Here is a 13,146-nt window from a genome sequence, read left to right as displayed (position 1 = left end):
CATTGTTGATCAAATTAAGCCGTGCTTTAAGTACGGCTTTTTTGTTTTTCAGCAATCGATTTTGCTAAATCGCCTGAGTCAGTGAGCGCTGATACTAAGCCTTCGCGCGGCTCACTAAATTCTATTGGCTTAATCTTACTTGCTCGCTCTTTATCGAATATTGGTATTTGGCTCATCGCGTATTCAGATAAGGCGGTAATGGTTAATGATGGGTTTACCCCTAAATTACCCGGTATGATTGAACCGTCGATAACACGCAGGTTTTGATAGCCAAATACTTCACCCGAGCTATCAACTACGCCGTTGGAAGCATCAGTCCCCATAGCGACCCCACTCATGATATGTGCCGTCATCGGTACACCAAATAGCACTTCAGATAAGGCTGAGCCTGGCACACCGCCAAGTTTTTCGGCGTATAGTTTGGTCGCTTCTTCTGCTTTTGGAAAACTAACGCTAAGCGGCGTATCATTTTCTTTTTGCACTGCAGTTATGCTCTTTTTAAAGAAGCGATACCATTTGCGTCGCCACTCAAGGTGAATAAACGCCTCTGATTTTTGCATTACTAAAAATAGAATGGAGCTGCGGGCTTTGCCTTTTGGGCGCAGAACTCTGGCTGTTTTTATTGGATGGCGCAGTGTGTTAACTAAAAACTTAGTAATACGCTTTAGACCTTTTCCTGTCACCATGGGAACGTAAGGTAAATATAGCCATGTGCCATCGGCACCTTCTCTAAACCGGCAAATTTCAATGTTAGTGTCTTTGTCGACCGAAATAAATGAGCTGATGGCAACACCATCATCAACTTTTTTAGTGGTGTTGTTAGCGGTGGTGAGGGTTTCTGAGTTAGTGCGAATTTGCTTCCCAAGCCAAGCTGAAATATTGGGCAATGTTTTGTTTTTATCACGCATTTTTAAAAGCAACGGAACGGTGCCCATTACTCCTGCACTTAGCACAACCCCTCGTGTTGTCAGGGTATAAATATGGCTATTGCGATGACTGGTATCTTTAATTTTGATTTTGTATCCGGCGCTACCATCTGCACTGAGCGGGGTGATTTTTATTACTTCAGAGCTTGGTCTTATTTCTACGCCGTTGCGCTCGGCAAAGTAAAGATAGTTTTTCATTAAAGTGTTTTTAGCATTATGGCGACAACCAATCATGCAGCTACCACAGTAATGGCAGGTATTTCGCCTTGGACCATCGCCATTAAAGTATGGGTCGGGTAGCTCTTTGTTATAGGCTTCGCCGGGTTTTGCAAAAAGCACACCTGTGTTCACGGTTTTGAACGAGTCACCTTGACCCATCTGCTCAGCAACCTCTTTTAGCGTTTGATCGGCAACATTGGTATAGGTATTTTTGGCACTGCCTAACATGCGCTGTGCAAGTCCATAGTAGGGCATAAGGCTTTCTTTCCAGTCTGATTTTATGCGTGTCCACGCTGGAGATTGAAACACTTCATCATCAGGAATAAGGTGCACATTGGCATAAACTTGTGAGCCACCCCCAACACCGACGCCATGCAGCACTGTGACTTTGCTGGTAAACGAAAATTGAATGCAGCCTTTTAGGCCAATTTCTGGCTGCCACATATAGTTTTTGATATCTAAATTGGTTTTTGGAAACTCTTTATCGTCGCGGCGCAGGCCTTTTTCGAGTACTAATACCCGGTTACCTTTCTCGCTTAGGCGTAGCGCACTAACAGAGCCACCAAATCCGGAGCCTATAATAATTTGGTCAAAATCAAATGTGTGTTGCTGCATTATTGTAACCTGTTGGTGTTACCTACTATTAAAGACTTGGATTAGTAGTGGTGGCATGTTTAATTTCTCTACCTGCAATGCTTTTTATTATTAGTACTTTTTTTGCAATTAATCTAATGTGATCAAACAAATGGTCTAAACTATTAGTTAATCAATGATAATAATAGCAGGAAGAATCAATGCGGCAGTTAGCATTAGCGAAAAAGTTGTTATGGCTCACCGTAGGCAGTATTTTTATTACGGTGTTTGTTTTATCAAGCATTTTATGGTGGCAGCTTTCAAGTAGTAATCAAGAGTTAGCTAAACAATCTGAAAAGCTGATTGTTGCTGAAGTGGAAGAGAAACTTTCCTCAAATGCAACAGCATATGGTGAACAAGTCGCCGGCTTTATCAATGAAGCATATCGAGTACCTTACTCATTCGCTGCTATTTTAGGCGACCCTGATGCTGCAGCGACTCTAACGCGCGATGCTGTGGTTGAACTTAATCGCTCTATACTGAATAAAAACACAATACTCTCATCTATTTACTCGCAATTCGAAGCAAATGCATTTGATGGTCGTGATGCTAACTTTATCAGTGGCTATGACCACTCTGTAGCCGGTGCTGGTACATTAGAAATCTATTTCACGCGCAATCGAGATGGTGTCATTGAGCAACAAGTGGTTGAAGATGTCGCAGAAAAATATGTAGACACGTTAAATGAATTTGGACAGCGTGAAGCTGAGTGGTACTTGTGTGTAAAAGACACGAAAGTGCCATGCATTATGGAACCTTATCTATACGAAATCACCCCTGGTTACTCTGAAATGATGACGTCTTTAACGGTGCCAATTCTTCGAGGTAGCGAATTTATTGGTGTTGCTGGTGTTGATTTAACCCTACCTGTGTTTCAAAGCATGACCGAAAAACTGTCAAAAGAGCTGTATAACGGTAAAGCTCGAGTCACTTTATTAAGCTCACTTGACTTAGTGGTAGGTAGCAGCCATTACAAAGATAAGCTTGGCAGGCCGCTAAAAGAGGCGGTGACTAAAAGCACTTTAGACAATTACGTAAAAGCGAAAAATCAAAGTGGCGTATTTAAAGTCGGCGATCAGTACTTAGTTAATTATCCAATTACAATTAAGCTTGCTAAAACACAGTGGAACTTGTTGATTGAAGTGCCTGCTGAGCTTGCTCTTGAAGGCCCTCAAGCACTTGCAAATAGCATGAGTGAAAATGCTAATACCTTAGGTGGTTTAATCTTGGTTACAGGTATTATTATTGCTGGTGCAGCCTTTGTTATTATGACTTTAGTGATCCGCACTATCGTGGCGCCATTACAACAAATTCAACAGCGTGTTGATAACCTCGCCAGTGCTGAGGGGGACCTAACACAAACTCTACATGTTGATACACATGCTGAATTAATCGCATTGGCAACAGGCTTTAATGCGTTTCTTACTAAATTACGCGACTTAATTGGTGAGCTTAAAAATGTATCGACACAAACTAAAGAGCAGGCTCATTTGGCGACAAGTGTTGCAGTTGATACTAAACATAACGTTCAAGCTCAGTTCCAAGAAATAGAGAGCGTAGTGACGGCAATGAACGAAATGAGCGCAACAGCGCTTGAAGTGGCAAGAGCCTCAGAGCAGTCAGCGCAACAAGCTGATGAAATAAACAGCCTAGTTGTGAGCAGTGAATCTAGCTTGTCGTCTGCGGTTACTCAAGTTAAAACCATGTCGGATGAAATCAAGGAGGCTAATCAAGCGGTTGAAAAAGTGGCGGCGCGAAGCAACGATATTACCCAAATTCTTGATGTGATCAGAACGATTGCAGAGCAAACTAACTTGCTTGCACTTAATGCGGCAATTGAAGCGGCAAGAGCCGGTGAGCAAGGCCGTGGTTTTGCGGTGGTTGCTGATGAGGTCAGGGCACTTGCTTCAAAAACCCGCTCATCAACAGATGATATTAGTGGCCTTATAGATAGCTTACAGCTAGAAGTTGGTAATGCTTCTAAAGTTATTGAGCAAGGTGTAGTGCGCGCACAAACAGCGGTGGATGAAACATCAGTTGCCTTCGATGCATTGCATGAAGTTGTCGTCAAAGTGGATGAAATTACACAGCAAATTACTCATATTGCAACGGCCGCAGAAGAGCAAAGCTCAGTCACAGAAGAGATAAACCGCAACCTGACGTTAATTTCAGATGCCGCATCGCAACTAGCTGAGCTATCGACACAGGCCGGAGATGGTAGCCAAACTCTCAGTGCACTCGTCGCGCAACAGGATGATGAGTTGAACAAGTTAAAGACGAAATAACTTTAAGCTGCTAGTTGCAAGAGTAAAGGGACTAGTTGTGAGATACGAGGTTCGAGAAAAAACGCGATGTAAAATCGCTGCTACATACTCGTACCTTTTTCTCGTAACTTTACTCTCGTAACTAGCAACTCGTAACTCTAACTACACTGCGCTTGATTGCGGCCTCGGTTTTTGGCTTGGTACAATGCTTTATCGGCGCGTTTTAACATCGACTCTATGTGCTGATCGTTTGCTTGCAAGGTGCTTACGCCAATACTCACAGTGAATTTAACGTGATTGTTGTCGACGATGATGTCTTGTTGTTCAATATCGACCCTGATCTTTTCTGCAATAGCAAATGCTGTGTGTTTGTTTGTCATGGGCAAAAATAATACAAACTCTTCACCACCAACTCGCCCAGCTATATCCGATGTTCTGCTATGTTGAATGAGTTTATGTGCTGTGGTTCGTATTACTTCGTCCCCAGTGGCATGGCCGTACTTGTCGTTTATGGTTTTAAATTGGTCTAAGTCCAACAGCAAGAGTGAACAGGCATTCTGATGGTTAATGTATTGCTCAAACTGTTTATTAACTGTTTCGAAAAAGCCCCGGCGATTATAAAGCTGTGTCAAATAATCTGTTAAAGATAAGGCTAATGCTTCATGCTTTGCGCGCTCTAGTTCATAGGTTCGTTCTTCTACTTTTTGTTCGAGCATGGTGGTCAGTTTTTGTTGCTCTTTCTTACGTTGAATAAACACGGCTTGAATAAGTAATACAGCAGAAAGAGTGAATAAAAAGAAAAACTGCATGGTCACTTCTGCTGACTTTGGGTGATGATAATAAAAATAGCCCCAGCCTTGATTACTTCCGATCCAAGCTGAAAAAAACACCAACATATTCATGCAGCTGGTGGCGGTTGGTGATAACCTCGTGGCTGCATAAAGCAGCGGAAACAGCAGTAATGCAGGTTGTAAAAATGGTAATGTCATCGCTGTGTATGCAGGGCCAAAAATAAAATAACACAACAAAACCACGGTCAAAGTAAGTAAAAGAAGCTTAGAAAATTCACTAAGGGTGACCGGATGCGGCCAATTTCGCCATAAAAAGTAAAGGGCAGGGGTGAATACAATCGCCGCTAGGGCATTGCTAATGCTCCAATTTAATATGCCTACATATAAGCCATCAAACCACTCGATACCAACTAGTGAGTATATGCCCACACCGAAAAGTGCAGAAATCACACCAATCGCTATGCAAGCAACAATAAACACTCTGGCTAAACTGGTGACGCTCGTCAGCAGCGTGTGTTGTTTAAGTTTTCGGTTAATTAGCCAAAATGCAGTTAAAGCAGCGAAAGTATTTCCTGTCGTTGTCGCGGCATTTATTGCTATGTGTTTAAAAGTGAGTGGATTTAAGCCGCTGAGATAAAAGTAGAAAAGCACGACTAAACAGGTGCCTGATGCAACGCCCAACCAGGCTTTGCGACCAAATAACATCAAGCCAGCCAATGCGACTCCTGCAGGTGGCCATACCGCCAGTGTTTTTAACACTTGCATGGTAAACAAGCCAAACAGCAGATAAACAGAGCAAACAATGATATTAAATTGCCAAGGTTTGAGCTGTGTGTTCATACATCCCTTTAAGTGCTTTTGTAATAAACCCATGAGAAAGGCGAGTTAGCATTATTTAAAGTACTAATAAATTAGTATATTAGCAGTTGGGAAATAGGCAAATTCGATTAATCTAAAAGTGGTTTTACATAGCTGTTTGCTATTCATACAATTTATTAGACTAATAGTTAATGTGCTTAAAAAGTAAGCGAGCCTTACTCTTCATTGGCCTTTTTATTTTTAAAAACATTAAATATCAAAGTGTTAAAGTGTTTTTTGAGAGCCACTTTTTATTAAAAACCCCATTTTTATAAATTCATACCCTACCTTTTGCCTAATCGTGTTTTGCAGTTGGCTGCTTTACCCTAACTGCATAATAAAAACTCACACAATTTTTCAAGATAGGTAGTAGGAGAACTCATGAATACGAGGCAGCAATCAGCGTCTGCTGAACAAGGATCGGATGCTCATACCGACCAGCAAAGCTATCAAGCTCTTCATAAACCCAGCAGTGAATTTTCGAGTCGTGACGAATACCTTGAACACGAATTACAAATTATGCAGCCCAAGCGCTGGCGTCCTAACTTACCATTTCGTGATTATCGGTTTGAATTAGAAGACTCTATCCCAGCCATGGCAGGCACCATAGGCAAGGTGGTAATGGTGGGTGCTATTGCTGCAACATTTGCAGCGCCTCTGGGCCTAGGTGAAGGTTTTATTTTAGAAAACGTGCGTTATGAGCTGTTAATTGTATCGATCTTCATTTTACTATTTTCGGGCTTCTTTTTACCAACAGCAAACTTAGCGGGTACGCATGGACCGCTTATTCCTTTGATCCCGATTGTTGTTGCAGCGGGTGGTCACCCAATGGCCTTTGGTTTACTGATAGGGGCGTTTGGTCTGTTACTCGCGCTTAGTAAAGGGGGGAGTTTACTGGCGGGATTAACTAGCCGAGGAGTGTGTGGCGGTTTATTGCTCTACCTTGGTTTTATTGGCACGATTTCGCAGGTTAAAAAGCTATTTGCATGGGCTGAAAGTATTGATATGACCCATATTGCTTTCATTGTGATCTTGTCGACTATCGTGTTGTATGCCTTACTTGAGCACTACAAAAAACGTTGGTTAGCTGTGCCATTAAGTTGCTTACTTGGCGGGTTAATCGCATTTTTACTGGGAGCACCGTTTGAGTTTAAAACAGCACCGGGCTTACCAAATATGAACCCGATGTATTGGTGGGGTGAAAATACTGGTTGGATGTTGGGTTTGCCTACACTTGAGAGCTTTGTGGTGGTATTACCATTTGCGGTGCTTGCGGTTGCGATGTGGTCACCTGACTTTTTAGGGCATCAAGTATTCCAAAAAATTAGTTACCCTGAGCGCACTGAAAAAGTACAAATGAACATTGACGATACTATGTTTAGCGCTTCAATCCGCCAGACTTTTGGTTCATTGTTAGGTGGCTCTAACTTTACCTCTTCATGGGGAACCTACATTGTACCTGCAGCCATTGCTAAGCGCCCAATTCCTGCAGGGGCGGTGTTAACTGCATTATTTTGTATCATTGCCAGTATTTGGGGCTACCCAATGGATTTAGCAATTTGGCAACCCGTATTATGTGTAGCCTTGATTGTTGGTGTGTTTATCCCACTTCTTGAAGCTGGCATGGAAATGACCCGCGAAGGTAAAACCACGCAATCGGCCGCTATTGTGGTATTTTCATCGACTTTAGTGAATCCTGCATTTGGTTGGTCATTAACTATGTTGCTAGACAATCTGGGCTTAATTGGTTGTAAAGAGCGAAGCTCTGAATTATCCCCAATGAGTCGTTGGATCATTCCATTAATAATGTTTATTATTTTAACAAGCGTGATGGCAATGGTAGGTATGCTGCCAGGTATCCCTGCGTTAATGGCAGACTTTAGGCATTAATATAGATTAGGGTAAGGTGATAAACACCTTACCCTTTTTAAAGCTCTTATTTAAACTTAACTGTTTTTTCGCTGCGGGTGTAAGTACGGGTATCGGGTTTTGTCCATTGACCCTTTTTAAGGTAAGAGGTCGATACCACAAAGCTATTGTTTTTAAACTCGCTTGTCGATTTCACCTTGGTGATCCCTTCTTTGCTGCCTGTCACATTTTCATAAGCAACAAACTGAGTTGGGCTAAGTACATTCATTGTGCCTTGGGTATAAAAACCTGCCGTAGTGAAGTAATAAAACACCAAAGACTGCTTCTTATTGTCCCAAAAAATCATCGACTCACCACCATATTCACCTTCATTGATAGAGTGAATGGTTTTAATGGCGGTGCCATTGAGCGCGCGTTGCCACATACTCACATCCTGTACCGCAGGTTTACCAGCTGCGACATTAAAGTCAGACTGCCACGTGCCTAAATAAGGCTCAAACACTTTTAGCTTGTCATCAAGTTGTTGCTCTGCTGCCATAACAGAAAGCGAACATAGGCAGATTGATAGTAAAAGTGATTTGAGGTATGCCATAATAACGCCCCGATATAATTTAATTTATTTTGCAAAGTATAGGTGATAATTCTTTGATTAAGAAAACATTAGTTACATTTTCATTGTTGCTTTTAGCGTTATTATGGCTGATATCGTGGCAACTTAATATTACCTACTTTATTGCAGGCACTTACAGCGTAGCGAGCTTAATAAGCTTTTTGGTATATGGCTGGGATAAACGGTTAGCGATGCAACATGGCGAGCATGTGATAAGAGTGCCTGAGCGTACACTGCATATTTTAGGGTTAATCGGCGGCTGGCCAGGTTCATTAATTGCGCAGCAATGGCTAAGACACAAATCTAAAAAACGCAGTTTTATTGCTGTACTTTGGTTAACAGTTATTGTTAATTGCAGTGCACTGTCGTCACTGTATTACTTGCAACTGATATAAAGTATCAGCAGAAGTGTATTAGTCTCTTTCTAATAGCACTGCGCCATTTTGCTCTTCACCTAAATAATCGTCTTTATTGTAAATAGGGCATTTGGCCATTGATAAGCAGCCGCAGCCAATGCAACCGTTAACGCGCTCGCGCAATCGCTGCATGTATTGAATGCGTTCATCTAATTGGGTTTGCCAGCGCTTCGAAAGTTCTGCCCAATCTTGTTTAGTGGGTGTGCGCTGCTCAGGTAGAGTGCTTAAAGTTTGTTTAATGTCTTCAAGGGTTATGCCCATGGTTTGCGCGGCTTTTATTACGGCAATTCGGCGTAATACATCGGGTTTATAGCGGCGCTGATTACCGTTATTTCGCCAGCTGCGAATAAGTCCTTTCGACTCATAAAAATGCAAGGTTGAAACTTTTACGCCACTGCGTTTTGCCACAAAGCCAACCGATAGGTTTGCATCAATAAGTTTCTTATCTGACATAATTTGCTCCAAGGTGTTGACCTAAAGTTAGCTTGAGGTTTTACGCTGCGCACATCATAAAAAAGGAGTGATAGTCATGCAACAAAAACCAATAACAAATACGGTAATTATTTATTCAAGTGCGCGAAAGCAAGGTAATACGAGTTTACAAGTTAATGATTATAAAACGCAATATGGTGGTGATGTGGTATGTCTAGATGACTATGTTATCTCGCCTTATTGCTACGATAAGCAATATAAAAATGATGATTTTTATGCGGTATTTGAAGCGCTGTTGAATTATCAACATTGGGTAGTTGCATCTCCGGTGTATTGGTATAACACCACACCGCAGTTTAAAGCATTTTTAGACCGGATCACTGATTACATGGATGATGAAACACTCAGGCCTAAACTGAGAACACTTCGTGAAAAGCAGTTTTCATTGCTCTCAAACGCAGGATCTTCACACGCACCTAACGCGTTTATCGAGATGTTTAAAAACACCTTTAATTACTTAGGCATGACCTTTAAAGCGCATCAACATATTGATGCTAGTTAAACGCGTTTAAACAAGGTAGGCTAGAGTAAAAAACAACAGGAACTTTTATGAAATCAACACTGTTAGGTTTATCTTTAGCCTTATTATCTTCGTTTAGTCATGCAGAGCAAGCTGAGCCTGCTATTAAAGGTTTTGGTTTTTATTATGATGTGCCAAACCATGCGCCAATCTCTGATCAAACGGTTTTCAAAGTGGCATTTGATGTAGCTGATGCAGCAGAAAAAGGGGGGCAGAATAACAAAATGAACTCATTAGCACGATTCATTAATATGCACATAGCTCATGGTGTGAAACCTGAGAACATTCAACTTGCTTTAGTTGTGCATGGCGGCGCAAGTGTTGATGTACTAGAAAACAGTTTTTATAAAAAGCGCTTTGACAGCGACAATAAAAATCAGCAATTGATCTCACAATTGTTAGCACAGAACACTGTTGTGTATTTGTGCGGGCAGTCTGCAACGCACATGAAGGTAAAGCAACAGCAGCTTATACCGGGTGTACAAATGGCTTTGTCGGCAATGACCGCACACGCACAATTGCAACAACAAGGTTACACACTGAATCCATTCTAATGAATATCTTATGTTTTGGTGATTCAAACACCTATGGTATTTCGCCCGTTGATGGTAAACGCTTGGCTGCTTATGAGCGCTGGCCAAGTTTGCTTGGTATTAAATTAGGTGCTGGCTATGAAGTGATTGAAGCCGGACAGCCAAACCGTACGCTGGTGAACGACCCGCCTTTTAGTGGCGATAAACTGGGTATTAAATACCTCGAACCCTACCTCGCGGCTTATCATTTAGATGTGATTATTATTCAGCTTGGCACTAATGATTTAAAGCGCCGTTTTGCACTGTCGCCTGCTGATATTGCCAATGCCCTCGAAACACTCATTTTAGATATAAAAAACTACTATCTGCACCGCGAATTGCCCAAAATAATGATACTAAGCCCGCCTGCGGTGTATGAAGTTGGCGCGTATCAATCTATTTATGCAGGAGCAGAGCTAAAAGCAAAACTCTTAGTGGAAGAATTTAGAAATGTTGCTGACAGTAACAACTGCTGTTTTGTTAATTGCTTTGAACTTATAACGACATGTCCTTCGGAAGGAATTCATTTGCCAATCTCACAGCATGAGGTTCTTGTAGAACACCTGATAAGTATTCTCTAAAGTAAAACTTTGCAGTGCTCTTTAAAAGATTTGCCAATTTTTATCTTATCACCATTATCTAGCTCTACATGCTCGTTTGTAATAGCTATGACTCTGTTGTTATTCACTATGTATGATTTATGGATTTGAGTGAATGAACCTATTAACTGCTCTAAAAGCTGTTTTAGAGTTGTTGTTGCGAGGATCGTTTGGTCGTCTTGGTGTACTTTTACATAATTACCATATGCCTCAATATATTTAATTGTATCTAAGCTAAGCTTGCGTTTTTCGCGATCTATTTTTAAGGTGATTGATTTGCTTTTAGGAGCCAGGTAAATGCGCTCGCGCACTTTATTTATTGCTTGCTGAACACGTTTTGCAGATACAGGCTTGAGTAAATAATCAGTAACATTAAGTTCAAAGCCCGTGATTGCATATTCTTCATAAGCACTCACAATGATAATTTGAGGTGGATTAGCGAGTGCTTGAATGAGCTCTAATCCTGACAATTCTGGCATGTTTATATCTAAAAACACGACATCTATAGTTGATTTTGCTAATTCGTACAAAGCATCTTTAGCGCTGAAATGCTGAGAAACTACTTTGATATCTGAGTACGACTCTAAATGATGAAGAATTACTTGATGAGCAAGTGGTTCATCATCAACAATAATTGCCTTAATCACTTGAAAGCTCCAAAGAGAGGTTGGTTTGCCAAAGTCCATTGTGATTGTGCACCAATAAAGTATGTTTTTCGGGATAAAGCAGCTCTAAACGGCGCTTTAAATTTTTTAGTCCCATACCTGAATCATCGTTATCGCTTTTGCGAGGAATACTATTTTCGCAATATAAAGTTAAAACGTTGTCGTTTAATGTTAGTTTTATCGTTACTTCAGCGTTTTCTTGTGCGTGTTCAACACCGTACTTTATGGTGTTTTCAATTAAAATGATCAGAAGCAGTGGTGCTATAGAAAGAGATTGAGTAGTTTCAGGCCATGCTAGGTTGAATCTACAGTTATTTGCATGCCTTATCTTGTGCAGTTCAAGAAAGTTTTTAATGTAACTTAGCTCTTTTTCGAGTGGAACGAATAGTTTTTGCCCTTCATAGACGGTATATCTCAGTAAGTCAGCCAACTGTAATACCAAATCAGGTGTCTTTTCTGATTTTGTTAATGCAAGTGCATATAAGTTATTTAAAGTATTAAATAAAAAGTGCGGATTAATTTGCTGCTGCAGTAGCTTTAGTTCTGTTTTTATTTGCTGTTTGGCGACTTCTTCTAATTTATGGTGGTGCTGTTGGCGTTCAAACGCCAAGATAATGGGTGTAGAGATACTTAAAAATAAAAACATAAACTGATAATTGTACTTATTGATAATGTTTTGGCTGCCTCCCGGAGTTAGATTGGCGACATATGAGGGTAAGTCATTAACAGGTAATGTGAGCACAATAGCGACAAGTAATGGTGTAAAAATAACCATGCTAATTAAGCATGCAGATACAAAAATGAGCACTCCATGTCTGGCTAATAATTGACGTATTAAAATGTAACGATTAAATAAAAAAATGCCGTGAACGATAATTGCGTAGACCAGAAGCTGAGAAAAATACCAAATAAATTGATAATAGTTTGTAAGTAGCTTTTGAGTATCAAATATCAATGCGAATGGTTGATTTAGCAGGGGTGATTCATGGCTATTAAGTATGCCAGCCATGATAAACGCCCAGGCAAAACATATAAAAAAAACAACTTTATTTAATGTAAACAATGAGCTAATCCAACTGGTGAATTTAGATTTTTGGTTCTTCTTAAAACGTTGGGATGAAAGCCAAAATAAACTTGCTAGGCTGCAAAGTAACCAACATTGTTCTTGTAAGTAATGCCATTTATCATAAGTTGGCAAGCCGTTGCTTAATAGATAAGTGATTATTGGATAACCAATAAACCCTGACAACCACCACAATGAAGCTTGCTTTAAAGAGTGTTGAGATGCTATCCAGTGAGCGATTAAGAAGGGGATACACTCAAAAATTAGCTGTAAATTTACTGTTAGATAAGTACCTGGTGAATCAATTCTCAGGGAAAGATAACGAATATGGCTTTCAAGTAGTATCGCAGCGATTAATGGTAGTAAAGCAACCATGCTTTTTGTGTTTTTAGTTGATGATAAATAGCTAATAGCTGCCAGCAAAATCTACTCCGTTCATTTTTTATTTTTGCAACTTTACATTGTTGTTTTTTCGAACATTTATATATTACCCTAATTTCTAAATAATGTGGAAACTGAGGGCGTAACATACTGATAAAGGGTTACTAATAGATTTAGCTTAACGTTTTTATTGCTTTATTCATCCACATTTTGATGAAAGTTCTTTTTTTGATGACGAAAGCAGAATATTTGCTTTCATCATCAAACT

The 13,146-nt window shown here is 40.5% G+C and carries 12 protein-coding genes; 6 read left to right on the top strand and 6 right to left on the bottom strand.

Features of this window, described 5'->3' with window-relative positions:
• Nucleotides 1–26 precede the first annotated feature (26 nt).
• Nucleotides 27–1,760, bottom strand: a complete 1,734-nt coding sequence (locus tag EVU92_RS19500) for a GMC family oxidoreductase (RefSeq protein ID WP_130052813.1) — start codon at nucleotides 1,758–1,760, stop codon at nucleotides 27–29.
• A 179-nt stretch (nucleotides 1,761–1,939) separates the two neighbouring features.
• On the opposite strand from EVU92_RS19500, the gene EVU92_RS19495 reads away from it, so the two are divergent.
• Nucleotides 1,940–4,063, top strand: coding sequence for a methyl-accepting chemotaxis protein (locus tag EVU92_RS19495; protein WP_130052812.1), 2,124 nt, complete (start codon nucleotides 1,940–1,942; stop codon nucleotides 4,061–4,063).
• 137 nt (nucleotides 4,064–4,200) lie between these two features.
• On the opposite strand, the gene EVU92_RS19490 is transcribed toward EVU92_RS19495, so the two are convergent.
• Nucleotides 4,201–5,673, bottom strand: a complete 1,473-nt coding sequence (locus EVU92_RS19490) for a diguanylate cyclase (RefSeq protein WP_168990043.1) — start codon at nucleotides 5,671–5,673, stop codon at nucleotides 4,201–4,203.
• 399 nt (nucleotides 5,674–6,072) lie between these two features.
• Here EVU92_RS19490 and EVU92_RS19485 point away from each other — a divergent pair, with 399 nt between their 5' ends.
• Nucleotides 6,073–7,581 carry a DUF3360 family protein gene (locus tag EVU92_RS19485; protein ID WP_130052810.1) on the top strand — a complete coding sequence of 503 codons (1,509 nt, stop codon included), beginning with the start codon at nucleotides 6,073–6,075 and terminating at the stop codon, nucleotides 7,579–7,581.
• A 46-nt stretch (nucleotides 7,582–7,627) separates the two neighbouring features.
• Here EVU92_RS19485 and EVU92_RS19480 read toward each other — a convergent pair whose 3' ends face one another.
• On the bottom strand, nucleotides 7,628–8,152 hold the full coding sequence (locus EVU92_RS19480) for a hypothetical protein (protein WP_130052809.1): 525 nt from the start codon (nucleotides 8,150–8,152) through the stop codon (nucleotides 7,628–7,630).
• Between the two features lie 53 nt (nucleotides 8,153–8,205).
• Here EVU92_RS19480 and EVU92_RS19475 point away from each other — a divergent pair, with 53 nt between their 5' ends.
• The gene (locus EVU92_RS19475) at nucleotides 8,206–8,565 is read left to right on the top strand and encodes a DUF1294 domain-containing protein (RefSeq protein ID WP_130052808.1); all 360 of its coding nucleotides are present in this window, start codon (nucleotides 8,206–8,208) and stop codon (nucleotides 8,563–8,565) included.
• A gap of 18 nt (nucleotides 8,566–8,583) precedes the next feature.
• Here EVU92_RS19475 and soxR read toward each other — a convergent pair whose 3' ends face one another.
• Nucleotides 8,584–9,039, bottom strand: a complete 456-nt coding sequence (gene soxR / locus EVU92_RS19470) for a redox-sensitive transcriptional activator SoxR (protein ID WP_167657461.1) — start codon at nucleotides 9,037–9,039, stop codon at nucleotides 8,584–8,586.
• Between the two features lie 76 nt (nucleotides 9,040–9,115).
• Here soxR and EVU92_RS19465 point away from each other — a divergent pair, with 76 nt between their 5' ends.
• From EVU92_RS19465 to EVU92_RS19455, 3 genes are read left to right on the top strand one after another with little or no spacing between them, the layout of a single operon-like run.
• Nucleotides 9,116–9,580: an NAD(P)H-dependent oxidoreductase gene (locus EVU92_RS19465; protein ID WP_130052807.1), complete on the top strand. Its 465-nt coding sequence runs from the start codon at nucleotides 9,116–9,118 to the stop codon at nucleotides 9,578–9,580.
• A gap of 47 nt (nucleotides 9,581–9,627) precedes the next feature.
• On the top strand, nucleotides 9,628–10,152 hold the full coding sequence (locus tag EVU92_RS19460) for a DsrE family protein (RefSeq protein ID WP_130052806.1): 525 nt from the start codon (nucleotides 9,628–9,630) through the stop codon (nucleotides 10,150–10,152).
• The gene (locus EVU92_RS19455) at nucleotides 10,152–10,751 is read left to right on the top strand and encodes an SGNH/GDSL hydrolase family protein (protein WP_130052805.1); all 600 of its coding nucleotides are present in this window, start codon (nucleotides 10,152–10,154) and stop codon (nucleotides 10,749–10,751) included. The genes EVU92_RS19460 and EVU92_RS19455 overlap by 1 nt, the downstream gene beginning before the upstream one ends.
• On the opposite strand, the gene EVU92_RS19450 is transcribed toward EVU92_RS19455, so the two are convergent.
• Nucleotides 10,748–11,416 (bottom strand): response regulator transcription factor, encoded by a 669-nt coding sequence (locus EVU92_RS19450; protein WP_130052804.1) that lies wholly within the window; start codon nucleotides 11,414–11,416, stop codon nucleotides 10,748–10,750. The genes EVU92_RS19455 and EVU92_RS19450 overlap by 4 nt on opposite strands.
• Entirely contained in the window at nucleotides 11,409–12,920 is a 1,512-nt protein-coding gene (locus tag EVU92_RS19445) for a histidine kinase (protein WP_240701339.1), read from the bottom strand. Before EVU92_RS19445 ends, EVU92_RS19450 begins: the two co-directional genes overlap by 8 nt.
• Between the last annotated feature and the right edge of the window lie 226 nt (nucleotides 12,921–13,146).

The sequence above is a fragment of the Pseudoalteromonas sp. MEBiC 03485 genome (assembly GCF_004195145.1).
Taxonomy (GTDB): domain Bacteria; phylum Pseudomonadota; class Gammaproteobacteria; order Enterobacterales; family Alteromonadaceae; genus Pseudoalteromonas; species Pseudoalteromonas apostichopi.
Note: the sequence above shows the minus strand (reverse complement) of the source record. Positions and strands in the feature narration are given on the sequence as shown.

What these genes read in the sequence shown, in the direction of transcription:
- EVU92_RS19460 (WP_130052806.1), top strand. Translation starts at nt 9,628, where the DNA reads ATGAAATCAACACTGTTAGGTTTATCTTTAGCCTTATTATCTTCGTTT.
- EVU92_RS19495 (WP_130052812.1), top strand. Translation starts at nt 1,940, where the DNA reads ATGCGGCAGTTAGCATTAGCGAAAAAGTTGTTATGGCTCACCGTAGGC.
- EVU92_RS19465 (WP_130052807.1), top strand. Translation starts at nt 9,116, where the DNA reads ATGCAACAAAAACCAATAACAAATACGGTAATTATTTATTCAAGTGCG.
- EVU92_RS19485 (WP_130052810.1), top strand. Translation starts at nt 6,073, where the DNA reads ATGAATACGAGGCAGCAATCAGCGTCTGCTGAACAAGGATCGGATGCT.
- EVU92_RS19500 (WP_130052813.1), bottom strand. Translation starts at nt 1,760, where the DNA reads ATGCAGCAACACACATTTGATTTTGACCAAATTATTATAGGCTCCGGA.
- EVU92_RS19455 (WP_130052805.1), top strand. Translation starts at nt 10,152, where the DNA reads ATGAATATCTTATGTTTTGGTGATTCAAACACCTATGGTATTTCGCCC.
- EVU92_RS19490 (WP_168990043.1), bottom strand. Translation starts at nt 5,673, where the DNA reads ATGAACACACAGCTCAAACCTTGGCAATTTAATATCATTGTTTGCTCT.
- EVU92_RS19480 (WP_130052809.1), bottom strand. Translation starts at nt 8,152, where the DNA reads ATGGCATACCTCAAATCACTTTTACTATCAATCTGCCTATGTTCGCTT.
- soxR (WP_167657461.1), bottom strand. Translation starts at nt 9,039, where the DNA reads ATGTCAGATAAGAAACTTATTGATGCAAACCTATCGGTTGGCTTTGTG.